The sequence below is a fragment of the Actinoplanes sp. NPDC051346 genome, from assembly GCF_040682215.1.
Taxonomy (GTDB): domain Bacteria; phylum Actinomycetota; class Actinomycetes; order Mycobacteriales; family Micromonosporaceae; genus Actinoplanes.
Genome location: NZ_JBFBAJ010000011.1, coordinates 14,565 through 37,428, shown reverse-complemented (window position 1 = coordinate 37,428; position 22,864 = coordinate 14,565). Strand labels below are relative to the sequence as shown.

The following is a 22,864-nucleotide window of genomic DNA, read 5'->3' as shown; positions in this document are numbered from 1 at the left end:
CACGAAGGCTTTCATTGCTGATCGCGGGTGTGGCCGCAGGCGCACTCGTCGCGTCCGGTTGCTCCGGCGCGGGTTCGACCGGCGGCGACTCCTCGGACAAGACCATCACCGCCCTCATGGTCGGCAACCCGCAGATGGAGGACATCCAGAAGCTGACCGCCGAGAACTTCACCAAGCAGACCGGCATCACGGTGAAGTTCACGATCCTGCCGGAGAACGAGCTGCGCGACAAAGTTACGCAGGACATCGCCAACCAGGGCGGGCAGTACGACGTCGCCACGGTCGGGGCGTACGAGGTGCCGATCTGGGCCAAGAACGGCTGGTTGCACGAGTTGTCGGGGCGGGCCGACGCCGACGCCGCCTACGACACCGCGGACCTCATCAAGCCGATCGTGCAGTCGCTGACCGGTGACGACGGCAAGATGTACGCGGCTCCGTTCTACGGCGAGTCGTCGTTCCTCATGTACAACAGGGAGATGTTCGAGGCCAAGGGCCTCACGATGCCGGAGAAGCCGACCTGGGCGCAGGTGGCCGCGTTCGCGCAGAAGCTCGACGACAAGAAGAACGGCGTCGCCGGCATCTGCCTGCGGGGCCTGCCCGGTTGGGGTGAGCTGTTCGCCCCGCTGACCACGGTCGTCAACACGTACGGCGGCACCTGGTTCGAAAAGGACTGGACTCCGAAGGTCAGCTCGCCGGAGTTCAAGGCCGCCACCGATTTCTACGTCAACCTCGTCAAGCGGTACGGCGAGGCGGGTGCCCCGCAGACCGGCTTCACCGAGTGCCTGAACACGTTCGGCCAGGGCAAGGCCGCCATGTGGTACGACGCGACCTCCGCCGCCGGCACGCTCGAGGACCCGAAGGCCTCCAAGGTCGCGGGCAAGGTTGGTTACGCATACGCCCCGGTCACCAAGACCGAGTACTCGGGCTGGCTGTGGACGTGGGCGTGGGCCATGCCGAAGACCACCAAGAAGGACGACGCCGCCTGGAAGTTCATCTCGTGGGCCACCAGCAAGGAGTACGAGCAGCTCGTGGGCAAGAGCCTCGGCTGGTCGCGGGTTCCCTCCGGCAAGCGCACCTCGACATACTCGATCCCGGAGTACAAGGAGTCCGCGAAGGCCTTCGTCGATGTGACGCGCGGCTCGATTGAGAACGCGAACCCGCGGAACCCGGGTCTGCAGCCGCGACCCGCGCTGGGCGTGCAGTTCGTCGGCATCCCCGAGTTCGCCGACCTCGGCACCAAGGTGTCGCAGGAGGTCAGCGCGGCCATCGCGGGCGGCACGACGGTCGACAAGGCCCTCGCCGACGGCCAGGAACTCGCCGAAGCCGTCGCGAAGAACTACAAGTAGCGCCCGATGACCGACGTCATCGCCCGGGCGGACGCAAGGGCCGGCGCGGCCTCATCGCAGGCTCCCGCGCCGGTCCGGGGCGGGGGGAGGGAGCGGTGGGTCCGCCGGGCCCCGCTCCTGCCCGCCCTCATCTTCGCGATCATCGTGACCCAGGTGCCGTTCCTGGTCACCATCTACCTGTCCACGCTGGGCTGGAACGCGCTGCGCCCCGGCCGGCGGGAGTTCGTCGGCGTCGACAACTACGTCTCCGTGCTGAGCGACTCGCGGCTGCGCGCCGCGCTCGCCAACACCGTGCTGCTCACCGCCGGGGCGGTCGTCTTCTCGATGATCCTCGGGCTCGCGCTGGCGCTGCTGCTGGACCGCCGGTTCGCCGGCCGGGCCGTGGTCCGGACCCTGCTCATCACGCCGTTTCTGGTCATGCCGATCGCCGCGGCGCTGCTGTTCAAGCACGCGCTCTACAACCCGGCGTACGGCCTGATCAACGGCCTCTTCGGCGGCTCGACGGACTGGATCTCGTCGTACCCGAAGGCGGCGGTCGTCACCACGCTGGTCTGGCAGTGGACGCCCTTCATGATGCTCATCCTGCTGGCCGGCCTGCAGTCGCAGAGCGAGGAGGTTCTGGAGGCCGCGCGCGTCGACGGGGCCAACGCATTCCAGATCTTCACCCGGATGACGCTGCCGCACCTGCGCCAGTACCTGGAGCTCGGCGCGCTGCTCGGGTCGATCTACCTGGTCAACACGTTCGACGCGGTCTTCAGCATCACCCAGGGCGGCCCGGGCACCGCGACCACGAACCTGCCCTACGAGATCTACCTGACCACGTTCCGCAAGTTCGAGTACGGCGAGGCGTCGGCCGCCGGCGTCATCGTGGTGATCCTGACGATCATCGTGGCGACGTTCGCGCTACGGGTGATCTCCAGCCTGTTCCGGATGGAGGAAGGTCGATGAGGCCCCGGCTGAGCAACACCGTGTGGGGCACGGTGGCGTGGGTCGCCGGGATCGTCTTCGTCTTCCCGGTCATCTGGATGGTGCTGACCAGCTTCAAGCGGGAGCAGGACGCCGCCAGCAACCCGCCGACCTGGTTCTTCAGCCCCACCTTCGACCAGTACGCGCAGGTCTTCGACCGCAACATCACGCCGTTCCTGCTGAATTCGCTGATGGCCAGCGTCTTCTCCACGCTGCTGGTGGTGGCGCTGGCCACGCCGGCCGCGTACGCACTCTCCCTGCGTCCGGTAGCGAAGTGGACGGACGCGCTGTTCTTCTTCATCTCGACCAAGATGATGCCCGCGGTCGCCGCGCTGCTGCCGCTGTATCTGCTGATCAAGAACCTCGGCATGCTCGACAACGTGTGGACGATGGTCGTCCTCTACACGTCGATGAACCTGCCGCTGGCGGTCTGGATGATGCGCTCGTTCCTGCTCGAGGTGCCGCGCGAGGTGCTGGAAGCGGGCGAGGTGGACGGCGCCAACCTGCTCACCTCGATCCGGAAGATCATCCTGCCGATCGTCTCGCCCGGCCTGGCCGCGACGGCCCTGATCTGTTTCATCTTCGCCTGGAACGAGTTCTTCCTCGCGGTCAACCTGACCGCGACGACCGCCGGGACCGCCCCGATCTTCCTGGTCGGCTTCATCTCCTCGGAGGGCCTGTTCCTCGCCCGGCTCTGCGCGGCGGCGACGCTCGTCTCGCTGCCGGTGCTCATCGCCGGCTGGCTGGCACAGAACAAGCTGGTCCGCGGCCTGTCGATGGGCGCCGTCAAGTGAGCCGTGCCAACTTTCTCACTCCTAGTTAGTAATAGATGACAAAGTGTTGATAGGCGGGGCGGCGCGGCGTCAGATGAAGCGGTGCCCCCGCCTCCTGAGGCGGCGAGACGCCTCGGTGGTGCGTCCGTCGCGTGCTTCGCACTCGCCGCGGCGACGCCGCTTTCCGTCGTCACCGCCGTCGTGCCGGGCGCGTACGCCGACAGTGGCCTGCCGGCCCTGCCGCTGCTCTTCATCGCCCTCGGCGCCCTACTGCTGATCTTCATGGTGGGCTGCGCCGGCCTGATCCGCCGCCTGCCGGGGCCGGGAGCGCTGTATACCTTCGTCGTCCGCGGGCTCGGCCGTCCGGCGGGCGTCGGAGCGGCGTGGCTGGCGCTGCTGTCGTACAACGCCCTGCAGATCGGGCTCTACGGCGTGGTCGGGGCGGCGGCCGCACCGCTGGTCGACGCGCCCTGGTGGATGGTGGCCGCGGCGTGCTGGGCCGTGGTCGCTGTCTGCGGGATGCTGCGCCCCGAGGTCACCGCCGGGCTGCTGGCCGTGCCGGTGGTCGCCGGGATCGTCCTGATCGGCGGGTACGCCGTGGCGAACCTGCTCGACCCCGACGGCGGCCGGGTGGCCTGGGGCGCGCTGCACCCCGTACAGCTGGGGGAGGTCTCCCGTCCGGTGCTCGGGCTGCTGCTGGTTGTCGGTGCTTTCGCCTTCGTGGGCTTCGAAACAGCGGCCGCGTATGCGGACGATGTCCGCCATCCCCGGCGTGCGACGGCCCGCGCCGCCGTCTGGTCCGTCGTGCTCCTGACCCTGCTGTACGCCGCGTCGAGCTGGGCGATGGCCGTGGCGACCGGCCCGGACCGGATCGCCGCCGCGGCGCTCGCCCGCGGGCCCGAACTCGCCTTCGATCTCGCGGCCACCCGCCTGCCGTCCTGGACGGTGACGCTTGGCCGGGCACTGGTGGTCGTCGGCCTGCTCGCCGCCATGCTCGCCCTGCACCACACCGTCGTGCGCTATCTCGTCGCGCTCGGCCGGGAGCGGGTGCTCTCCGCGGGCCTCGCCTCGCGGCGTCCGGCGTCGCTCACCCAGAGCCTGACCGCCGGGCTCGTGATCGGCGGCTGTGTCCTGTTCGACCGGCCGGTCGTGGGGCTCGGAAACCGGCTAGCCGTCGGCGGCGGCCTGGGCATCCTGCTCCTGCTGTCGGTCGCGTCGCTGGCCGCGCTGCTGTTCCTCAACCGCCATCCGGACGCGGAAGGGGTCTGGCGCCGGTTCGTGGCCCCGGGAGTGTCGACGGTGGCGCTCGGCGCGCTGGTGTACCTGGCGTACCTCAACTTCCCGGAACTGGTCGCCGCCGCCGGCGGCACCGCTCTGCTGGGGGCGCTCTACGGCCTGGTCCTGCGCTTCGCGCGGCCGACCGTCTACGCCGGCATCGGCCTGGGCGGCGCGGCGGTGGTGGTGGCGCCGTCGACCCTGTCGGTGCCGCGGCCGCGGTCGCCGGGCGCGCACCGGCCCGAGCGGGTCAATCGCGTCGCCGGCTAGGCGGCTGGTCGTCGCCGAAGAATTCCTGAATCTGGGTCAGCGTCACGTCCGGCTGCAACGGCCTGCGCGTCACCTCGAGCTCGCCGAGATGCTCGGGCAACTCGGGCAGCGCCGGCACGGGTGGAAGGTCACCGAGCCCGATCGCCTCGCGGATCACCTCGAACATGCCGGTGACCTCGCGGACGGCCAGGGGAAAGAGCTCGGCGGGTCGCCGGTCCGGCGTGGCCGGGGCCGCGCAGGTGAAGTTGGCCCGGACCTTGCCGCGCACCTTGCGGATGTCGGCGCTCGGCCGCAGCTGGTTCTCGGCCACGATCCCCAATTCGCATTCGGGTACGCCGGAAGCCCGCCACCAGCGCAGCCATTCCGGATCGGCGTCCAGCGTCACCACCACGTGCTGAAGCGCCACCATGTACGCCTGGGGAGCGCGGCCGTCGACAGTCGTCGTCCCCATGTGCGGGTGCAGCCAGCACGGCTGCCGGCCCCAAAACTCCATCACCGCATCGTGACACCCCGATTACCCCGAGTCGGCGCATATTCTCCTGGCGCGTACGGGTGCACTTAGGGCGGCGTCCACCAGCGCCGCCCCCAGGGCACGGGCGGTGATCGCCGCCCCCAGGGCACGGGCGGTGATCGCCGCGGCCGGGGTGCGGTCCATGCGGGCGCCGACCGTGGTGCCGTCGTAGAGGATCACGAGCTGGTCGGCGAGGGCGCCGGATCGTGGACGCCCGCCTCGCGGGCCAGGCCGGTGAAGAGCCGGCGGGTCCAGGCCTCGTGGTGACCCTGCTCTGCGGAACCGGCGCGGTGACGGCTTTCGTCCTGCGTGGCCGCCGCCGGTAGTCCTGACGGCCACGTCCGGCTCTTTCGTGGTAACCCCCCGGCGTGGACGGCTGCCATCCCTTCCTCGGCGCCGGAGCATATGGGGCGAATCGACACGAAGGGCTAGGCATGAGAAAAGTTCTGGCGGCCGCCGCCACTGTCGCGCTCGTGGGGTGCGGCGCTGCCGCCGCCACCGCCGCGACGGCCGAGCCGACCCGGGGTGGCGAGAGCTATTCCCGCCTCACCTGGGGCAAGTGCGACAGCACCACGTTGCGGGCGCGCAAGGCCGAGTGCGGCATGCTCAGCGTGCCGCTCGACCACGCGAAACCCAACGGCAAGCAGATCAAGCTGGCGGTGTCCCGCATCGCGCACACCGTGCCCGCCGACAAGTACCAGGGCGTCATGCTGGTCAACCCCGGCGGGCCAGGCGGTTCCGGCCTGATCCTCTCGGTGCTCGGCGACTTCGTGCCGGACGGCGCGGGCGGCGCGTACGACTGGATCGGCTTCGACCCGCGCGGGGTGGGCTCCAGCGAGCCGACCCTGGCCTGCGACGGCGAATACACGGGGTATGACCGCCCGCCGTACGTGCCCACCACGGGCGCCATCGAGTCGACCTGGCGGGCCCGGGCCAAGGGCTACGCCGCGGACTGCGCCAGGGCCGGGGATGACCTCCTCGACCACCTGCGGACCGTCGACACGGTGCGGGACATGGATCTCCTGCGCTCGGCGCTCGGCGCGGAACAGATCAACTACTACGGCTTCTCGTACGGCACCTACCTCGGCCAGATCTACGCGACCCTCCACCCCCAGCGGGTACGCCGGATGGTGCTCGACGGCAACGTGAACCCGGGACGGATCTGGTACGACGCCAACCTCGACCAGGACGTCGCCTTCGATCGCAACATCAAGATCTACTTCGGCTGGCTGGCCGAGCACGACGACGTGTTCCACCTCGGCCGCACCGCTAAGGCGGTCGAGAAGCGTTTCTACCGCGAGCAGGCGAAGCTCACCGAGCGTCCCGCCGGCGGGGTGATCGGGCCGGACGAGCTGACGGACGTCTTCCTCCAGGCCGGTTACTACGTCTTCGGCTGGGAGGCGGTCGGCTCGGCGTTCTCGGCCTGGGTCAACCACCGTGATCCGCAGGAGCTGCGGGCGCTCTTCGACGGGAGCTACCCGCAGGGCGAGGGCACCGACAACGGCTACGCGATCTATCTGGCCGTGCAGTGCACGGACATCCAGTGGCCCACCTCCTGGTCGAAGTGGCGCGCGGACAACTGGCGGGTGCACCGCAAGGCGCCGTTCGAGACCTGGGGCAATGCCTGGTACAACGCGCCCTGTCTCAACTGGGGCGGCAAGCCCGGCACGCCGGTCGCGGTCGACGGCAAGGACGCGCCACCGATCCTGCTGATCGGCGAGACCCTGGACGCCGCGACGCCGTTCACCGGCAGCCTCGAGGTGCGCAAGCGGTTCCCCCGCTCGGCGCTGGTCGAGGGGGTCGGCGGCACGACCCACTCGGGTTCGCTCTTCGGCAACGCCTGCGTCGACGACACCATCGCCGAGTACTTGAAATCCGGAAAGCTGCCCAGGCGGGTCAAGGCGAACATGTCCGACAAGCGCTGCAAGCCGCTCCCGCCGCCGGATCCGTCCGCGGCGGCGGACAAGCACCCGGAGGCCGGCACGTCGCCGAGCCGGCTCGACCTCCAGAAGCTGATCGTCACCCACTGATCGCGCGGCAGCCCCTTCGCGTCCCGATCGTCGCCTGACCAGGTAGGCTTCGAGGCGCGAAGGGGAGTAGCTCCCAATGTCGTGGTCGACATACTGATCCGCCGAGCCGCATGGCCCGGCGGGTCCGGCCACGCGGCCTCGGTCCGCCGGGGCGAGCGAGACCTTCGACTTGGCCATGCCGCGCCTGCCGCGCGGGACGACAACCTTGGCCGGGTCGAGGTCGCCCCGCGCCCGAGCCCCGGTCCTCCATATGCACCGGGAGTCCCCTCATGAACGGTTTCCTCGTCGCGACGGCGGTCAGCTTCGCCGTCATCTTCGTCGCCGAGCTGGGCGACAAGTCGCAGCTCATGGCGATGACCTTCGCCACCCGGTTTCGCACCCTGCCGGTGCTGGTCGGGATCACCATCGCGACCGCGGTGGTGCACCTGGTCTCGGTAGGCATCGGGTACGGCCTCGGCGAGGCCCTGCCCACCGGCTGGATCTCGCTCGTGGCCGGACTCGCCTTCCTGGCGTTCGGGGCGTGGACGCTGCGCGGTGACCGGCTCACCGAGGACGAGAAGTCGAAGGCCGAGCGATCGACCGGTTCGGCCATCCTGGCCGTCGGCGGTGCTTTCTTCCTCGCCGAACTGGGCGACAAGACCATGCTGGCCACCATCACGCTGGCCACCCAGCACGGGTGGGTCGGCACGTGGCTCGGCTCCACGCTCGGCATGGTCGCCGCCGACGCGCTCGCGATCGGAGTCGGCCGGCTGCTCGGCCGCCACCTGCCGGAGAAGACGATCAAGTACGGCGCCGCGGCCCTCTTCGCCGTCTTCGGCATCTGGCTCCTGGTGGAGGCCGCCATCGAGCTGCGCTGAGGATGGTTTTCCGCGAAGCGCTCAAAAAGCGCACCGAACCTGCCGATGATGACCGTGTGACCTTTACCTTCGCGCGGGCCGGAGCGCGCCGATGACCGACGTCGACGCCGCCAAGCGGCCGCAGACGAACGAGGCCTCGGCGCAGGGCGAACCGCAGAGGATCGGGTCCGAGGGGCTGACCACGCCGACCGAGATCGGGATCGCGCGAGCGGCCGCGCTCTTCGAGCGGGTCGACCCCGCCGCCGCGGCCCAGCATCTGGAGCCGATCCTGGCCGCCGACCCGGGGTCCGGCCCGGGCTGGATCCTGATGGCGCGCATCCGCCTCGTGCTCGACGAGGTCGACAAGGCGCTCGACGCGGCCAACCGGGCCGTCGAGCTGGCGCCGGAGGACGCGCGGCCGCTGGCCATGGCCAGCCGCGCGCTCACCCTGCTCGGACGCCACGAGGAAGCGGTCACGATGGCGTACCGGGCGGTCATCGTGGAACCGAAGAACCCGCTGTGGCACGACCGGGTGGCCTGGTCCCTGCTCGCCGCCGACCGGCAGTACGCGGACGCCGAGCAGGCCGCCCGGACCGCCATCGGGCTGGACCCGAAGGAAGGGCACTACCACTTCACCCACGGGGTGACGCTGGACGCGCTGGGCCACACCGACCAGGCGCGGCAGGCGTTCCTGACCTCGCTGAAGCTGGAGCCGGAGAACCCGGTCGCGCAGCACCGCCTGGCGCTGCTCAACGGCGAGGCCGTCCGGCCGCCGGAGAAGAAGAAGCGGGGCTGGAAGCTGTTCGGCCGCAAGTCGGACGCGGTCAGCGGGCCGGTACGCCCCGAGGAGCTCTTGCCCTAGAGCGCATCACCAGCCAGACCAGCCAGCCCGTGCCGATGATGAAGCCGAAGCTGATCAGCCGGTAGAGCACCACGGCCGCGACCGCGGAGCCGGTCGTGAGACCCCCGGCCACCAGGCCCAGGATGAGGGCGCCGTCGACCACGCCCAGACCGCCGGGGACGATCGGCACGCTCGCCGCCGCCATCCCCGCGCAGTAGGCGATCACCAGCGGCGCGGGGCCGATGTCGTCCGCACCCACGGCGATGCAGCACATCCACAGGCACAGCGCGTCGAGCAGCCAGTTGGCCACCGCCAACACCGCGGCGTACGCGAAATCGAGCGGCCGGACCCGCACCGACCGGAGCTGGTCGACGAAGCCGACCAGCCGGGCGTGTCCCGCCTCCGCCGGCCGCCGCCGGATCCGGTTGACCTGGCTGAGCAGCAGGCGCGCGGGCTTGATCAGCCACTCCGGGTGTTGCGCCAGCATCCGCACGGTCAACGCCACCAACAGCGCCCCACCCATGTACGTGGACAGCGTCTGCCAGCTTCCCGTGCTGCGGGTCAGGATGCCGAACACGGCCCCGATCACGATCAGCGCGCCGGTCGACAGCACCCCGCTCAGCGCGATGCACCAGGAGGCGACCGCCGAGGAGGCGCCGAAGCGCCGCATGTGCTGGAAGTTGAAGGTGGTCGAGAAGACCGGCCCGCCCGGCAGGGTCGCGCTCAGCGAGTGTGCCGCGTACGCCAGGGCCACGTGCTTGCGGACCTGCACCTTGGTGCCGGCGCCGCGTAGCAGGGCGCGCTGCATGCGGGCGTACGTGCCCATCGAGGCCACCTCGGCGACGAGCGCGCCGGCGACCCAGTTCCAGTGCGGCGTCCGGAGCTGATCGATCGCCTCCAGGAGCGGACGCCAGCCGATGATCAACTCGGTGAGCAGGATGAGCACGACCACCGCGACCACCACGGGTCCGCGGCGCCACCAGGGCGGGGTCGTGTCGGTCATCAGGGTGATCGTCGCACTGTCGGTGGCTCGAGGCGACAAGATCCGCGCCGTTCAGCGTGACGGGTCCCGCGACGGTGCTCACACCGGTAGGGGATGGGCGCCGTGCACCTTCGCGCAGCGGCGTGCCGACATACGGGCCGGATCCGCCGATGGCGATTGACAGTAGGTGATCTCGTCGGTACAACAAATCGACCTTCCCCCGCTCCGGCCCCTCAGGCGGCCCCAGATAGGAGCTGTCCCGTGGCAGAGCTCTACGTTCCCGCCGCTCAGGACACCGGCGTCAAGGCGCGCGTGCAGCGCTTCGGCGGATATCTCGCGGGAATGGTGATGCCCAACATCGCGGCCTTCATCGCCTGGGGTCTGATCACCGCCCTCTTCTTCTCCAACGGCTGGCTGCCGAACGCCAAGTTCGCCGCCCTCATCGTCCCCATGGCGCACGTGCTGCTGCCGGTCCTCATCGGATACACCGGCGGTCGGATGGTGCATGCCCAGCGGGGGGCGGTCGTCGGGGCGGTGGCCACGATCGGACTGGTGGTGGGCTCGGACTCGCCGATGTTCTTCGGCGCGATGATCGTCGGACCGCTGACCGCGTACGCTCTCAAGCTCGTCGACGGCCTCACCACCGGCCGGATCCGTCCCGGTTTCGAGATGCTCGTCGAGAACTTCACCGCGGGCATCGTCGGTGGCCTCGCCGCGCTGGCGGGCGTGCTGGCGATCGGCCCGGTCATGCGGATCTTCACCGACGCGGCCGGCGCCGGCGTCCGGTTTCTCGTGGAACATCATCTCCTGCCCGCCGCGGCCATCCTCATCGAGCCGGCGAAGGTCCTGTTCCTCAACAACGCCATCAACCACGGCGTGCTGGGCCCGCTGGGAATTGCCGAATCGTCGGACAGCGGCAAGTCGATCCTCTTCATGCTCGAAACCAACCCGGGGCCGGGCCTCGGGATCCTGCTGGCGTACCTGTGCTTCGGTCCGCGGGCGCTGCGGCCCAGCGTGCCCGCGGCGATGGCGATCCAGTTCCTGGGCGGCATCCACGAGATCTATTTCCCGTACGTGCTGATGAAGCCGACCATGGTGCTCGCGGCCGTCTGCGGCGGCGCCGCCGGGATCGCGACGTTCCTGGTGACCGGGGTAGGCCTGGTCGCCACGCCCTCGCCGGGCAGCATCTTCGCGTATCTTGCGGAGACCCCGCGCGGCGACCACTCCGGCGTGCTGGCCGGCGTGGTGGTGGCGGCCATCGTGTCCTTCGTGGTCGGCTCCCTGCTGCTGGGCTTCGGCCGGCTGGCGCGCGACGAGGAAGGCATCTGACGTGGGCAGCATCGAGGGCCGCAGCGTCCGCAAGCTCGTGGTCGCGTGCGACGCCGGCATGGGCAGCAGCGTCATGCTCGCCGCCCAGCTCCGGCGGGAGCTGCGGGCACTGCCGGTGACGGTGGAGCATCACGCGGTCGCCGCCATTCCGGCCGACGCGGACCTGGTGCTCTGTCAGTCGGGGCTCGCCGAACGCGCCCGGGCCGGTGCCCCCGGCTCGGTGGTGGTCGGCTTCCGCCTGTTCCTGGGCGATCCTGCGGTGGCACGGGTGGTGGCCGCCGTCAAAGAGGGTGGCATGGTCATCGGCACCACGGGAGGCTGACCGTGCTCGGCGCCATGCCGACGGAACACGTCGTCACGATGCTCAACGCCACGCCGCCGCAGCGCGCGGTCGGGGTCCTGCTCGGCATGCCCTCCGACCGCGTCGACGCGCTGCTCGGCGCCATGGACGGCCGGCTGATCGCCAAGCTGCTCATCGCCGCCGAGCCGGAGCGACGCGCCACGCTCCTCGGACACCTCGACGATGCCCGGCTCTCCGCCGAGCTTGCCCTGCTTCCCCTGGTCGAGGCCGCCGCGGTGCTGGCCGCGCTGCCCGCGCAACGGGCCCGGCCGCAGCTCGAGCGGGTCTCCTCGGAAAACCTCGCGCTCCTGCTCGACGCCATGCCGGGCCTCCAGCGGCGGCGGCTCGTCGACGTGCTGGAACCGTCGCGCCTGGCCGACCTGCGACGCGTCGGATACTCCAAGCGGGTCATCGAGTCCCTGCGCCGCACCGCCGCCGGGCTGCAATTCCTCGACGACCAGGACTGCGACCTGCTCGCCGGGGTGCTGCACCGGCTCTTCGGCGTCGCACTTCGCTATGTGGACGCGGGACCCCTGCACCCGGCGGCGATCGCCGCCGCCCAGCGGGCCTTCGCCGCCCAACAGGTCCACGGCCTGCTCATCGTCACCAACGCGATGGCGGGCGCGGAGGCGATGCACCTGGCGGCCCATCCACGGGACGCGGAGATACCCACGCTGGTGATCACCTGGGATCCCGACGACAATGACGGCGTGCTGGGGCGTGCGTTGGTGAGGCTGGCCGGATGAGAACGAATCTCCGGCCTGTGCTGCAGGCCCGCGGCGTCCGCGTGCGTGAACAGGCCGCCGACCGGGTGGCCGCGATCCACCGGTGTGCCGATGTGCTGGAGGAGATCGGCGCCGTCCACCCCGCGTACCGCGAGGCGATGCTCGACCGCGAGTGGGCCATGTCCACGTACCTCGGCGAGGGTGTCGCGATCCCGCACGGCCTCGACATGTCCCGGGCGCTGGTCCGCCACGACTCGATCGTCGTGCTGCTCTTCCCCGAGGGCGTCGACTGGGACGGCGAAACCGTCACCGTGTGCGTCGCCATCGCCGCCCGTGGTGACGGTCATGTCGCGTTGCTCGCCGCGCTCGCCCAGATCCTGCTCGACCCCGACCGGGCCCGGGCGCTGCGCGAGGCCACCGACGTGGAGACGGTCATCGCCCTCTTCCAGGACGAGGAGCAGGAATGATCCGAACGGTTCTGCTCGGCGGGCGCGGCGGCCTGCACATGCGGGCGGCAGCCCGGATCGCCGCCGCCGCGGCGCTGCTTCCGGCGCAGGTCACCGTGCGAACGTCGGAGCGTCCGGCGGTGCCGGCCGACAGCATTCTGGCCCTGCTCAGCCTGGGCGCCCTGTGCGGGACCGAAATGATCCTGGAGGCGTACGGTTCGGCGGCGGCCGACGCGCTGGACCGGCTGGCCGGGCTCCTCGCCGCCGACCTGGACGTCGCCGGTGCCTGAGCTGCTTCGCGGCCTCGGCGCCAGCGCCGGCACGGCGACCGGTCCGGCATACCGGCTGGCCGACCCGCCGCGCCTGCCCACCCCGGGCGCCGTCATCGACCCGGACGCCGAGTTGGACCGGGCATACGCGGCCATCGGCGCGGTATGCCTTGACATCGGCCGTCGTGCCAGGGCCGCCGCCGACGAAACCGCCGCGGAGATCCTGCAGGTCCAGGCCGCGCTGGCCGCCGACCGCACCCTGCGCGACGGCGTCGCCCGGGCGGTCCGAGCCGGCCACGAGGCCCCACACGCGGTCGCCGCCGTCCTCGCCGAACACCGCTCCGGACTGCTCGCCGCCGGCGGCCTGCTAGCCGCGCGGGCGGCCGACCTCGACGACCTGCGAGACCGCGTCGTGGCGCACTGCCTCGGCCTGCCGATGCCGGAGCTCCCCGAGCCCGGCTGCCCCTTCGTGCTGGTCGCGGTGGACCTCGCACCCGCCGACGCCGCCCTGCTCGACCCGTCCCGCGTGCTGGCCGTGGTCACCTCAGCGGGCAGCTTCGTCAGCCACACCGCGATCCTCGCCCGGGCCCGCGGCCTGCCGACGGTGGTCGCCTGCGCGGGCGCGCTCGACATCGCCGACGGCACGGTCGTCACCGTGGACGGCACCGCCGGCCGGGTCACCGTCGGCTACACCCCGCCGACCCGGCGCGACGAACCCGACCCACCCCGGGAACCGGAGGCGGACCTACGCGGCCGCACGGCCGACGGCCACCCCGTAGCACTGCTCGCCAACATCGGCGGCGCCGCGGAACTCGTCGGCGCCCAGGTCGAGGGCGTCGGACTGTTCCGCACCGAACTGCTGTTCCAGCACCACATCGACCCGCCCACCGAAGCCGAACAGGCCGCCGCGTACGCCGAGGTCTTCGCGGCCATGCCCGGGCGGCAGGTGATCGTGCGTACCCTCGACGCCGGCTCGGACAAGCCCCTGCCCTTCCTCGGCGGGCACGTCGAACCCAACCCGGCACTCGGCCTGCGCGGCCTGCGGGTGTCCCGCCGCCACGGCGGCATCCTCCGCACCCAGATAGCGGCGATCGCCGCCGCCGCCCGCGGCTCCAGCGCCCGGGTCGCGGTGATGGCACCCATGGTCACCACCGTCGCGGAAGCCGCGCAGTTCGCGGCGTTGTGCCGCGACGCCGGACTCCCCACGGTCGGCGTGATGATCGAGGTACCGGCCGCCGCCGTCCGCTCGGCCGAAATCCTGCAAACGGTCGACTTCCTCAGCGTCGGCACCAACGACCTCAGCCAGTACGCCTTCGCCGCCGACCGACGCAGCGGCGAACTAGCCGACCTCCTCGACCCCTGGCAACCCGCACTGCTGTCCCTGATCGCCCTGTGCGCCGCCGCCGGCGCGGCGGTCGGCCGCCCGGTCGGCGTCTGCGGCGAGGCGGCCGCCGACCCCGCATTCGCCGTCATACTCGTCGGACTCGGCGTCACCAGCCTCTCGATGTCACCCGCAGCCGTGCCCGCGGTGCGTGCCGCGCTGGCGGAGTACACGGTGGACGAGTGCCGGGCCGCGGCGCAGCGGGCGCTCGCCGCCACCGATCCCGCCGCCGCCCGCGCCGCAGCGACCAAGACCTAGATCCGCCGTCCTTCCGGTCTCACTGCAACGCCGCATGCGCGACTATCCGGCGCTCGGCCCCAGCAGAACCCAAACGCCTTTCGAATTTTGCGCTGCACGCCCGGGCCACCTCCAGGGCGTGACGCACTCGCCTCTCCATCGGCATCGCGGCTGTATCAAGGCGCGACCCGAGATCGATGGCGACTTGGTTGTCGCCGAGCTCGCCGGCGACAGCGACGCGGTGAATGGCGACGTTGGTCGGCCCAAATGCGGTCCACAGGTGGTTGGCGTCGCGGCCGAGCCTCAGCGCGGCGCCGTCGGCGATCGTGAGAAACCCGTGGGCGGTGTCCGCGTCACCGGCGCGGGCTGCGGCAACCGAGCCGGCGAGCAGCAGTGTCTCGTAGACGGAAAGCAGCTATGGTGTCGCGTCGGCCATGTAGTGGTCTGCTGGCGGATCCACGTGAGCGCGAGTTAGCGTCCGCGACGCCGCGTTCGCGGTGCTGCTCGTCGGACCCGACGTGACCAGCCTCTCGATGTCACCCGAGGTCGAGCCCTACGCCTGGCTACGGTCGAACGCTTCCCGGGCGGCGCCTATGGCGTCTCGGTGGCGCTCGGCCCAGGCCGTCAGGCCGACCAGGTATTCGTGTAGCTCGCGGGCCATCGGTGTGAGTTCGTACTCCACTCGCGGCGGGACGGTCGGGTATACCGTCCGGGTCAGGAGGCCGTCGCGCTCCAGGTTGCGGAGGGTCAGGGTGAGCATGCGGCGGCTGACGCCATGGATGGCTCGCTCCAGTTCGGTGAAGCGGACCGGCCCTCGGTTGGCGGCGACGATCACCGCGATGCTCCATTTGCTGCTGACGCGGTCGAGTACCTGTTGGACCGGGCATGCCTCGGCGGCGACCTCGTCGGCGGAGAGGTCGGTGGTCGACATCGTGCTGCTGGGCATCGCTGGTGCTCCTCCCCGTCGCGCCGACCCTACCCGACCTTGACCATCCCGTTCGGAGGTCGCGGGCCGTCGCATGGGCACACGGATGTGCCTCTGGGACAAAACAGTGCCCTCTTCCGCCGCATTCAAAGATCGCCGAGCATCGACGCGGTAAGGACATGCCTACGGGGGGATTCGATGACACACACCGTGCCGCGTACCGATCGCGGACGCTGGCTGGCGCTCGGCGCGCTCTGTGCCGGTCAGCTCATGATTGTTGTTGATCAGACCATCGTGAACGTCGCGCTGCCGACGATTCAGCGGGGCCTTGGGCTCACGCCGGCGGGGCTGGCGTGGGTGGTCAACGTATACCTGATCGCTTTCGGGGGACTGCTGCTGTTGGCCGGCCGGCTCGGCGACCTTCTCGGCCGGCGGCGGGTTTTCGTCGCGGGGCTCGGGGTTTTCACCGTCGCGTCGCTGCTGTGCGGTCTCGCCGGCAGCGGGGAGGCGCTGGTGGCCGCCCGTTTCCTGCAGGGGGCGGGCGGGGCGATGGCGGCGTCGGTGGCGCTCGGGATGATCGTCTCGCTGTTTCCGGAGCCGGCCGAGCTGGCCCGGGCGATGGGCTTCTTCGGATTCGTCGCGGCGGCGGGCGCCGCGCTCGGTCAGGCCGCGGGCGGCTACCTCACCTCGGCGTGGGGCTGGAGCTGGATCTTCTATGTGAATGTGCCGGTCGGCGTGTTGACGGCGCTGGTCGCCTGGTGGACGCTCGGCGCGGATGCGGCGGCCGGCCGGGTCAAGGGCGCCGACGCTGCCGGTGCCGCGCTGGTGACGGCGGGGCTCATGCTCGGCGTCTACACGATTGTCGGGGTCGCCGAGTACGGCTGGCTGTCCGGGCACACGCTCGGCTTCGGCGCGGCCGCGGCGGTTCTGCTGGTCGGCTTCGCGGCGCGTGAGCTCACCGCGGCGAACCCTCTGCTGCCGCCGCGGTTGCTGCGCAACCGCCGGCTGCTCGGCGCCAACGCGGTCCAGTTTCTGCTGGTCGCGGCGATGTTCTCGTTCCTGTTCCTCGCCACCCTGTATGCCCAGGGTGTGCTCGGATACTCCCCGTCCCGAACCGGGCTGGCGTTCCTGCCGGTGGCGCTGGTGATCGGCGTGGTCTCGCTGGCCCTGTCGGCGCCGCTGATCTCGAGGCTCGGCGGGTTGCGGGTGCTGGTCGGCGGCCTGCTCCTGATCGCGGCCGGGCTGGCCCTGCTGGCCCGCGCCCCGATCGACGGGGTCTACCAGGTGGACCTGTTGCCGGCGTTTCTGCTGCTGGCTATCGGCTTCGGGGCGGCGATGCCGGCGCTGATGGGACTGGCCGTGTCGGCTCTGCCGCCGGCGGAGTCGGGGCTCGCCTCGGGCGTGTTCAACACCACCCAGCAGGTCGGTGGCGCGTTGGGGCTGGCGGTGCTGGCCACGGTGGCCGGCGGCCACACGAGCCGGCTGGCCGAGCGGGGCGCCGCCCCGGCCGAGGCGCTCACCGGCGGATACCACGTGGCCTTCGCGTTGGCGGCGGCGCTGGTCATCGCCGGCGCAGCGCTGGCGCTGGCGACGCTGGGCGGCGGTCGGGCGCGGGCGCCGGAGCCCTCCTTTGCCGAGGCGGCGGCGGGCTGACGGGATGGCGGGCCGGGCAACGGGGGAGCCGGCCCGCCGGCCGATCAGCGGGCGAGGTCGGCCGCCTGATTTCAGCGCTGGCGCGTTTCCGCGTCCAGCCAGGCGAGGTATGCCGGGTTTCCGGCCGTCACCGGGCTGCACAGGATTTCGGGAACGTCGTAGCTGTGGTGCTCGCGGATGTATTGCTCCAACGCGGCATACCGGGCGGCGGATGTCTTGAAGGTGATTCGCCACTCTTGCGCTGTGTCCACTTTGCCTTCCCACCAGTACGTGCTGGTGATCGGGCCGCTGACCTGGGCGCAGGCCGCGACGCGGGCCTCGACGACCTGGCGCGCCAGGTCGTCCGCCGCCTTGCGGGAGTCGATGGTGGTCACGACCTGACAGTGCTCGGCGTCTGTCACGTCATCCTCCGCTCGTGGGGTGCCGCGAGCGTAGCGCGGGTGACGCACAGCAACCCATCGCCGGGTGAACCCCGGCGTCGGCCGTTGAGAAGCGGGGGATCTGGGTAAGGGACGCGGATGGGTGGTTTTGGCTGGCAGATCGCGCTTGTCGTGGTTCTCGTACTGCTCAACGCGGTCTTCGCCGGGAGCGAGATGGCGCTCGTCTCTCTGCGTGAGAGTCAGCTTCAACGGCTGGAGCGCGGGTCCCGGAGAGGTGCCACGCTGGCCCGGCTCGCCCGCGACCCCAACCGGTTCCTCGCGACCATCCAGATCGGCATCACCCTGGCCGGTTTCCTGGCGTCGGCGGCCGCCGCCGTTTCGCTGGCTCAGCCGCTGGTCGGCCCGCTCGGCTTTCTCGACGGGGCCGCCGAACCGGCGGCGATCATGGTGGTGACGATCGTGCTGACGTTCTTCACGCTGGTTTTCGGCGAGTTGGCTCCGAAGCGCGTCGCGATGCAGCGCGCCGAGGGGTGGGCACTCGCCGTGGCTCGGCCGTTGAATCTGCTCGCCACCCTGACCCGGCCCGCTGTCTGGCTGCTCGGCAAGGTCAGCGATGCCGTCGTGCGGATCAGCGGCGGGGATCCGGACACCGCGCGTGAGGAGGTGACCAGCGAGGAGATCCGCGACATCGTCGCGACTCAGGAGAGCTTCTCCGCGGAGCAGCGGATGATCATCAGCGGTGCCTTCGAGATCGCCGACCGGACGTTGCGCGAGATTGTCGTGCCGCGGCGTGATGTTTTTACGCTGTCGGCCGTGCTTCGCGCCGATGAGGCGTTGCGGCGGTTGGCGGAGGCGGGCCGCTCGCGGGCGCCGGTGACCGGGCCGCTGGGCCTCGACGACGTGCTGGGCGTTGTGCATCTGCGCGACCTGGTCGACGCGGACGGCCCGGTGATCGGGTACGTCTTTCCGCCGCTCTTCCTGCCCGAGACGCTGAAGGTGTCCGACGCGATGCCGCAGATGCGCTCCCAACGCCAGCAGTTCGCGCTGGTGGTCGATGAGCACGGGGCGGCGGGCGGCATCGTCACGATGGAGGATCTGGTCGAGGAGATCGTCGGCGAGATCTACGACGAGACCGATCGGGACGTGCGGTCGGTCGTCCACGAGGATGACGGCGCGATGCTGCTGCCGGGCACCTTCCCGATTCACGACCTGGCCACCATCGGCGTGGAGGTGGACCGGGCCGAGGGGGACTACACCACGGTGGCCGGGCTCCTGCTGTCGCGGCTGGGACACATTCCCGAGAAGCCGGGCGAGGTGGTCGAGATCGACGGGCACACCGCCGAGGTCACCGAGGTCACGGGACGGGCGATCACCGCCGTACGGTTGCGGTCGCTGTCCGGGATCAGGGAGTAGCCCTCACTTCAGGCCCTCGCGGACGCGCGCCTCGGTGGGGGCCGTCGCCGTCGAGAGGGTCCGGGCGGTGTCGATCAGGGGCACGTGGCTGAACGCCTGCGGGAAGTTGCCCACCAGCCGCCGCTCGCCCTGGTCGTACTCCTCGGAGAGCAGCCCGACGTCGTTGCGCAGGGCGAGGAGGCGTTCGAACACCTCGCGTGCTTCCTCGTTGCGGCCCATCAGCGCGTAGTTGTCGGCGAGCCAGAACGTGCAGGCCAGGAAGGCACCCTCGCCGGGCGGCAGGCCGTCGACATCGGTGCCCGGGTGTTGGGTGTAGCGCTGCACGAAGCCGTCCACGAGCAGGTGCCGCTCGATCGCCTCCACGGTGCCCACGACCCGCTCGTCGGTCGCGGGCAGGAAGCCGACCAACGGCACCATCAGCAGTGCGGCGTCCAGCTCGTCGGAGCCGTAGAACTGGGTGAAGGTACGACGGTCGGTGTCGTACCCCTTCCGCAGGATGTCGGCGCGGATCGTCTCCCGGAGCTCGCTCCACCGTTCCACCGGGCCCGGCAGGCCGAATTCCTCGACGGCCTTGACAGCACGGTCGGCGGCGACCCAGGCCATCAGCTTGGAGTGGGTGAACTGCTTCGGGCCGCCGCGCACCTCCCAGATTCCCTCGTCGGGATCCGTCCAGTGCTCTTCCACGAAGTCCATGAGCTTGACCTGAAGTCCCCATGCGGGGTCCTCGGCCTTGAGGCCGGCACGCCGGCCCTGGTGCAGCGCGTCCATCACCTCGCCGTAGACGTCGAGTTGGAACTGCTCGGCGGCCGCGTTGCCGATCCGCACCGGGTTGCCGTCATATCCGGCGAGCCACTCGGCGACGTACTCGTCGAGGCGTCGCTCGCCCGCCACGCCGTACATGATCTGCAGTTCGGCGGGGTTGCCCGCGATGGCCCGTAGCAGCCACTTGCGCCAGGCCAGCGCCTCGCTCTGAAATCCGGAGTAGAGCAGGGACTGCAGGGTGATCGTGGCGTCGCGCAGCCAGCAGAACCGGTAGTCCCAGTTGCGGACGCCGCCGAGTTTCTCCGGCAGCGACGTGGTGGCCGCGGCGACGATGCCGCCGGTCGGTGCGTAGGTCAGGGCCTTGAGGGTGAGCAGCGACCGGACGACGGCGTCGCGCCACTCGCCCTCGTAGGTGCAGGCCGAGACCCAGCCCTGCCAGTACCCCTCGGTGACGCCGAGTTCGTGGGCCGGGTCGATCGGATCGGGCGGCGGCAGGTGCGAGGCGCGCCAGGTCAGCACAAAGGACGTACGGTCGTCCGGGCCGACGGTGAAGTCCGCGCGGGTGGCCATGTTCTCGCCGTGCGTCTCGACCGGTGTCCGAAGCCAGACGGCGTCCGGCCCGGCCACCGCGACCAGCGCATCCTGTTCCCGGTAGACCCAGGGCACGATGTGGCCGTAGTCGAACCGCAACCGCAGTCGCATCGTCATCGGTACGCGACCGCGCACGCCCTCCACGATCCGCACGACGTCGGGCGCCTCGTCCCGGGGAGGCATGAAGTCGATCAGCCGCACGACGCCGTCGGCGGTCTCGAACTCGGTCTCCAGCACCATGGTGTCGGGCCGGTAGCGGCGCCGCGTGGCGATCACCTCGGCGGCGGGTGCGATGGTCCAGTGCCCGTTCTCTTCGTCGCCGAGCAGGGCGGCGAAGATCGCCCCGGAGTCGAATCGGGGCACGCACAACCAGTCGATGGAGCCGTTGCGGCCCACCAGAGCGGCGGTCTGGGTGTCGGCAATGATCGCGTAGTCCTCGATGGGCAGCGCCATGAGCTGCCTACATACCCCGAAGTAACCTCGAAGTCACCTTGTGAAATTTTCGCGGTTCAGCCTATCGGCGGCCATGATGAGCCGTCCGACGTAGGTCGTTCTGCGCCTCGCAAATCGGAGCACAAGTAATAATTCGGGCATGGTTTCTTGTTGTGCCGCCCTCATCATGACCCTCGCCGGCCTCCTCGCCGCCACCCCCGGTGCTCACGCAACCGGGCAGCCGGGCATCCGCGACGCGGCGTTCCAGGCCGCCCAGGCCATGACCGCGGCGGCCCGTGCCGCGGGTGGCACGGTCGTCGCCAGCTACACCTTCGACGAAGGCCGGACGACCCAGATCGCCGACGAGTCCGGCAACGGGCACACGCTGCGGTTGATCGCCGGGAACGGGGGTACGGTCCGGGCCGTCCCGCACCGCAGCGGTCAGGCGCTGCGATTCCCGGCGAAGTGCCAGACCACGTCGAACTGCCCGCAGGCGGCGCTGCAGACCGCGAGCTCGGCGGCCCTCAATCCGGGAACCCGCCCGATCTCCTTCGGCGCGTCGGTGCTGCTCGCCCGCAGCCAGACCAGCCGGGGCCAGAACATCGTCCAGAAGGGGTACTCCTCGACGAGCAGCCAGTGGAAACTGCAGATCGACGGCACCGCCGGGCTGCCGAGCTGCGTGCTCCACGGCGCCGGGACAGCCACCAAGATCGCGCGCAGCTCGGTCTCCGTCGCCGACGGCAGCTGGCACACCGTGGAGTGCCGCCGGACCGCGACGGCGCTGACCGTGCTGGTCGACGGCGCGGTCCGCGGCAACCGGGCGATCTCGGCGAAGCTGTCGTTGTCCAACACCCGGCCGCTGAGCATCGGCGGCAAGGGCGCGTACGCCGACAACGACCAGTTCCACGGCATCATCGACGACGTCTGGGTCCGGGTCGGTTAGCCGCTCAGGCCGTCGGCCATCGCACGGACGAGCTGGGCGTCCGGCGTGTCGCCGGAGAGTTCCCACGCGAAGGCGCCGCCAAGACCGTTGCTGCGGGCGTACGCCATCTTGGTTCTGATGGTCTCGGGGGTGTCGTAGCTCCACCACTGGTCGCGGCAGAACGCGTAGGCCGTGCCACCCGCCGTACCCGTGGGTGGGCAAGATTTGCGCAGCACCTCGTAGTCCTCGACGCCTTTGTCGTAGGAACCGGCGGCAGCGCCGCTCGCTCGGCCTCCGGGCGCTGCCGTGGACACTCCGCGCCAGCCGCGGCCGTAGAAGCCCACCCCGAGCAACACCTTGTCCCGGGGTACGCCCAGGGCGAGCAACTCGCGGACGGCGGCGTCGGCGGTCGCGGTCTCCCGCGGAATCCCCGGGTACGCCGTCAGCGGCGAATGGGGCGCGGTGGGACCCGGGGTGTCGCCGGTGCCGAAATAGTCGTAGGTCATCGCGCTGAGCCAGGTCGCCGCCCGCGCCGCGCCCGCGTAGTCGGTGGCGGTCAGCTTGCCGATGTCGCCGGGCACCGCGGCGGTGATGACGGCGTCCTGTCCCAGCTCGGAGCGCAGCGCGCCCAGCAGGGCACCGAGCGCGAGCGGGCCGCTGCGGTCGCACTCCAGCCCACACGCGTTCGGATACTCCCAGTCGATGTCGATGCCGTCGAAGAGCCCGGCCCAGCGTGGATCCTTCAGCAGCGTGGCGCAGGACCGGGCGAAGCGCCCCGGGTCGCGGGCCGCCTCGGTGTAGCCCCGGGAGCCGGTCCAGCCGCCGAACGACCACAGGATCCGCAGGTTCGGGTGGCGCGCCTTGAGCTTGCGGAGCTGTCCGAACGTGCCTCGCAGCACCTGTGTGGGGACGTCGGCGACACCATCCACACTGTCCTCGGCGGCGTACGGTTTCTGAGCGGCGGCCCAGGCGTCGCCGGTCGCGCACGTGCCGTCGGTGACCTGGCCGAAGGCGTACACGAGGTGGGTGAGCCGGCCCGCCGCGCCGCTGGTGTCCACGTCGCGGACCTGGAAGTCGCGGCCGTACACGCCCCAGTCGGCGAAATACGCGACCACGCGCGACGCGGGCGCCGCGCTCGACGGCGGCGCGGCCGAGGTGCGCGCCGGCGTGGCGGTGCAGCCGGCGAGCAGGGCGATCATGGCGACAAGAACGGGCACGACCCGCACGCG

23 protein-coding genes are annotated in these 22,864 nt (G+C 70.9%); 16 read left to right on the top strand and 7 right to left on the bottom strand.

The window, feature by feature from the left end:
• The first annotated feature begins 14 nt into the window (after nucleotides 1–14).
• From AB0M36_RS25660 to AB0M36_RS25645, 4 genes are all read left to right on the top strand, one after another.
• The gene (locus AB0M36_RS25660; RefSeq protein ID WP_364161754.1) at nucleotides 15–1,346 is read left to right on the top strand and encodes a sugar ABC transporter substrate-binding protein; all 1,332 of its coding nucleotides are present in this window, start codon (nucleotides 15–17) and stop codon (nucleotides 1,344–1,346) included.
• A 6-nt stretch (nucleotides 1,347–1,352) separates the two neighbouring features.
• The gene (locus AB0M36_RS25655; protein ID WP_364161751.1) at nucleotides 1,353–2,294 is read left to right on the top strand and encodes a sugar ABC transporter permease; all 942 of its coding nucleotides are present in this window, start codon (nucleotides 1,353–1,355) and stop codon (nucleotides 2,292–2,294) included.
• Nucleotides 2,291–3,106 carry a carbohydrate ABC transporter permease gene (locus tag AB0M36_RS25650; RefSeq protein WP_364161748.1) on the top strand — a complete coding sequence of 272 codons (816 nt, stop codon included), beginning with the start codon at nucleotides 2,291–2,293 and terminating at the stop codon, nucleotides 3,104–3,106. The genes AB0M36_RS25655 and AB0M36_RS25650 overlap by 4 nt, the downstream gene beginning before the upstream one ends.
• Nucleotides 3,107–3,187: 81 nt before the next feature.
• Nucleotides 3,188–4,630: an APC family permease gene (locus tag AB0M36_RS25645; RefSeq protein ID WP_364161745.1), complete on the top strand. Its 1,443-nt coding sequence runs from the start codon at nucleotides 3,188–3,190 to the stop codon at nucleotides 4,628–4,630.
• On the opposite strand, the gene AB0M36_RS25640 is transcribed toward AB0M36_RS25645, so the two are convergent.
• Both AB0M36_RS25640 and AB0M36_RS25635 read right to left on the bottom strand, forming a co-directional pair.
• Complete coding sequence (locus AB0M36_RS25640; RefSeq protein ID WP_364161742.1) at nucleotides 4,611–5,123, bottom strand: hypothetical protein; 513 nt, start codon at nucleotides 5,121–5,123, stop codon at nucleotides 4,611–4,613. The two genes, AB0M36_RS25645 and AB0M36_RS25640, sit on opposite strands and share 20 nt — an antisense overlap.
• Nucleotides 5,124–5,144: 21 nt before the next feature.
• On the bottom strand, nucleotides 5,145–5,321 hold the full coding sequence (locus AB0M36_RS25635) for a hypothetical protein (RefSeq protein WP_364161739.1): 177 nt from the start codon (nucleotides 5,319–5,321) through the stop codon (nucleotides 5,145–5,147).
• Nucleotides 5,322–5,575: 254 nt separating this feature from the next.
• Between AB0M36_RS25635 and AB0M36_RS25630 the strand changes: the two genes are divergently transcribed.
• From AB0M36_RS25630 to AB0M36_RS25620, 3 genes are all read left to right on the top strand, one after another.
• Nucleotides 5,576–7,171, top strand: coding sequence for an alpha/beta hydrolase (locus AB0M36_RS25630; RefSeq protein WP_364161736.1), 1,596 nt, complete (start codon nucleotides 5,576–5,578; stop codon nucleotides 7,169–7,171).
• Between the two features lie 269 nt (nucleotides 7,172–7,440).
• Entirely contained in the window at nucleotides 7,441–8,028 is a 588-nt protein-coding gene (locus AB0M36_RS25625) for a TMEM165/GDT1 family protein (protein ID WP_364161733.1), read from the top strand.
• 91 nt (nucleotides 8,029–8,119) lie between these two features.
• Nucleotides 8,120–8,869, top strand: a complete 750-nt coding sequence (locus AB0M36_RS25620; RefSeq protein ID WP_364161730.1) for a tetratricopeptide repeat protein — start codon at nucleotides 8,120–8,122, stop codon at nucleotides 8,867–8,869.
• Here the strand turns inward: AB0M36_RS25620 and AB0M36_RS25615 are convergent.
• Complete coding sequence (locus AB0M36_RS25615) at nucleotides 8,832–9,851, bottom strand: YbhN family protein (RefSeq protein WP_364161727.1); 1,020 nt, start codon at nucleotides 9,849–9,851, stop codon at nucleotides 8,832–8,834. The two genes, AB0M36_RS25620 and AB0M36_RS25615, sit on opposite strands and share 38 nt — an antisense overlap.
• A 321-nt stretch (nucleotides 9,852–10,172) precedes the next feature.
• Here AB0M36_RS25615 and AB0M36_RS25610 point away from each other — a divergent pair, with 321 nt between their 5' ends.
• Genes AB0M36_RS25610 through AB0M36_RS25585 form a run of 6 tightly spaced genes read left to right on the top strand, consistent with a single transcriptional unit; the run spans nucleotide 10,173 to nucleotide 14,578 of the window.
• Nucleotides 10,173–11,159 carry a PTS mannitol transporter subunit IICB gene (locus AB0M36_RS25610; RefSeq protein WP_364162367.1) on the top strand — a complete coding sequence of 329 codons (987 nt, stop codon included), beginning with the start codon at nucleotides 10,173–10,175 and terminating at the stop codon, nucleotides 11,157–11,159.
• A gap of 1 nt (nucleotide 11,160) precedes the next feature.
• A complete protein-coding gene (locus tag AB0M36_RS25605; protein WP_364161725.1) occupies nucleotides 11,161–11,481 on the top strand; it encodes a PTS lactose transporter subunit IIB in 321 nt (106 codons plus the stop codon).
• A 14-nt stretch (nucleotides 11,482–11,495) separates the two neighbouring features.
• A complete protein-coding gene (locus AB0M36_RS25600; RefSeq protein WP_364161722.1) occupies nucleotides 11,496–12,245 on the top strand; it encodes a hypothetical protein in 750 nt (249 codons plus the stop codon).
• Complete coding sequence (locus AB0M36_RS25595; protein WP_364161719.1) at nucleotides 12,242–12,691, top strand: PTS sugar transporter subunit IIA; 450 nt, start codon at nucleotides 12,242–12,244, stop codon at nucleotides 12,689–12,691. Before AB0M36_RS25600 ends, AB0M36_RS25595 begins: the two co-directional genes overlap by 4 nt.
• Complete coding sequence (locus AB0M36_RS25590) at nucleotides 12,688–12,960, top strand: HPr family phosphocarrier protein (RefSeq protein WP_364161716.1); 273 nt, start codon at nucleotides 12,688–12,690, stop codon at nucleotides 12,958–12,960. Before AB0M36_RS25595 ends, AB0M36_RS25590 begins: the two co-directional genes overlap by 4 nt.
• Nucleotides 12,953–14,578, top strand: coding sequence for a putative PEP-binding protein (locus tag AB0M36_RS25585; RefSeq protein WP_364161713.1), 1,626 nt, complete (start codon nucleotides 12,953–12,955; stop codon nucleotides 14,576–14,578). The genes AB0M36_RS25590 and AB0M36_RS25585 overlap by 8 nt, the downstream gene beginning before the upstream one ends.
• 532 nt (nucleotides 14,579–15,110) lie before the next feature.
• Here the strand turns inward: AB0M36_RS25585 and AB0M36_RS25580 are convergent.
• Nucleotides 15,111–15,503 carry a helix-turn-helix domain-containing protein gene (locus AB0M36_RS25580; RefSeq protein WP_364161710.1) on the bottom strand — a complete coding sequence of 131 codons (393 nt, stop codon included), beginning with the start codon at nucleotides 15,501–15,503 and terminating at the stop codon, nucleotides 15,111–15,113.
• A 177-nt stretch (nucleotides 15,504–15,680) separates the two neighbouring features.
• On the opposite strand from AB0M36_RS25580, the gene AB0M36_RS25575 reads away from it, so the two are divergent.
• Nucleotides 15,681–17,135: an MFS transporter gene (locus tag AB0M36_RS25575; RefSeq protein ID WP_364161707.1), complete on the top strand. Its 1,455-nt coding sequence runs from the start codon at nucleotides 15,681–15,683 to the stop codon at nucleotides 17,133–17,135.
• A gap of 71 nt (nucleotides 17,136–17,206) precedes the next feature.
• On the opposite strand, the gene cutA is transcribed toward AB0M36_RS25575, so the two are convergent.
• Nucleotides 17,207–17,536, bottom strand: coding sequence for a divalent-cation tolerance protein CutA (gene cutA, locus AB0M36_RS25570; protein WP_364161705.1), 330 nt, complete (start codon nucleotides 17,534–17,536; stop codon nucleotides 17,207–17,209).
• Nucleotides 17,537–17,653: 117 nt separating this feature from the next.
• Between cutA and AB0M36_RS25565 the strand changes: the two genes are divergently transcribed.
• Nucleotides 17,654–18,928: a hemolysin family protein gene (locus AB0M36_RS25565; RefSeq protein ID WP_364161702.1), complete on the top strand. Its 1,275-nt coding sequence runs from the start codon at nucleotides 17,654–17,656 to the stop codon at nucleotides 18,926–18,928.
• 3 nt (nucleotides 18,929–18,931) lie between these two features.
• Here AB0M36_RS25565 and AB0M36_RS25560 read toward each other — a convergent pair whose 3' ends face one another.
• Complete coding sequence (locus tag AB0M36_RS25560; protein ID WP_364161700.1) at nucleotides 18,932–20,734, bottom strand: glycoside hydrolase family 15 protein; 1,803 nt, start codon at nucleotides 20,732–20,734, stop codon at nucleotides 18,932–18,934.
• A gap of 139 nt (nucleotides 20,735–20,873) precedes the next feature.
• On the opposite strand from AB0M36_RS25560, the gene AB0M36_RS25555 reads away from it, so the two are divergent.
• Nucleotides 20,874–21,656, top strand: coding sequence for a LamG-like jellyroll fold domain-containing protein (locus AB0M36_RS25555; protein ID WP_364161697.1), 783 nt, complete (start codon nucleotides 20,874–20,876; stop codon nucleotides 21,654–21,656).
• Here AB0M36_RS25555 and AB0M36_RS25550 read toward each other — a convergent pair.
• Nucleotides 21,653–22,861, bottom strand: a complete 1,209-nt coding sequence (locus tag AB0M36_RS25550) for a glycosyl hydrolase family 18 protein (protein WP_364161694.1) — start codon at nucleotides 22,859–22,861, stop codon at nucleotides 21,653–21,655. The two genes, AB0M36_RS25555 and AB0M36_RS25550, sit on opposite strands and share 4 nt — an antisense overlap.
• Nucleotides 22,862–22,864 lie beyond the last annotated feature (3 nt).

Coding starts and splice junctions, on each gene's coding strand:
- AB0M36_RS25655 (WP_364161751.1), top strand. CDS start 1,353: ATGACCGACGTCATCGCCCGGGCGGACGCAAGGGCCGGCGCGGCCTCA.
- AB0M36_RS25650 (WP_364161748.1), top strand. CDS start 2,291: ATGAGGCCCCGGCTGAGCAACACCGTGTGGGGCACGGTGGCGTGGGTC.
- AB0M36_RS25640 (WP_364161742.1), bottom strand. CDS start 5,123: ATGGAGTTTTGGGGCCGGCAGCCGTGCTGGCTGCACCCGCACATGGGG.
- AB0M36_RS25630 (WP_364161736.1), top strand. CDS start 5,576: ATGAGAAAAGTTCTGGCGGCCGCCGCCACTGTCGCGCTCGTGGGGTGC.
- AB0M36_RS25625 (WP_364161733.1), top strand. CDS start 7,441: ATGAACGGTTTCCTCGTCGCGACGGCGGTCAGCTTCGCCGTCATCTTC.
- AB0M36_RS25620 (WP_364161730.1), top strand. CDS start 8,120: ATGACCGACGTCGACGCCGCCAAGCGGCCGCAGACGAACGAGGCCTCG.
- AB0M36_RS25615 (WP_364161727.1), bottom strand. CDS start 9,851: ATGACCGACACGACCCCGCCCTGGTGGCGCCGCGGACCCGTGGTGGTC.
- AB0M36_RS25610 (WP_364162367.1), top strand. CDS start 10,173: ATGGTGATGCCCAACATCGCGGCCTTCATCGCCTGGGGTCTGATCACC.
- AB0M36_RS25600 (WP_364161722.1), top strand. CDS start 11,496: ATGCCGACGGAACACGTCGTCACGATGCTCAACGCCACGCCGCCGCAG.
- AB0M36_RS25595 (WP_364161719.1), top strand. CDS start 12,242: ATGAGAACGAATCTCCGGCCTGTGCTGCAGGCCCGCGGCGTCCGCGTG.
- AB0M36_RS25590 (WP_364161716.1), top strand. CDS start 12,688: ATGATCCGAACGGTTCTGCTCGGCGGGCGCGGCGGCCTGCACATGCGG.
- AB0M36_RS25580 (WP_364161710.1), bottom strand. CDS start 15,503: ATGCCCAGCAGCACGATGTCGACCACCGACCTCTCCGCCGACGAGGTC.
- AB0M36_RS25575 (WP_364161707.1), top strand. CDS start 15,681: ATGACACACACCGTGCCGCGTACCGATCGCGGACGCTGGCTGGCGCTC.
- AB0M36_RS25565 (WP_364161702.1), top strand. CDS start 17,654: ATGGGTGGTTTTGGCTGGCAGATCGCGCTTGTCGTGGTTCTCGTACTG.
- AB0M36_RS25560 (WP_364161700.1), bottom strand. CDS start 20,734: ATGGCGCTGCCCATCGAGGACTACGCGATCATTGCCGACACCCAGACC.
- AB0M36_RS25555 (WP_364161697.1), top strand. CDS start 20,874: ATGGTTTCTTGTTGTGCCGCCCTCATCATGACCCTCGCCGGCCTCCTC.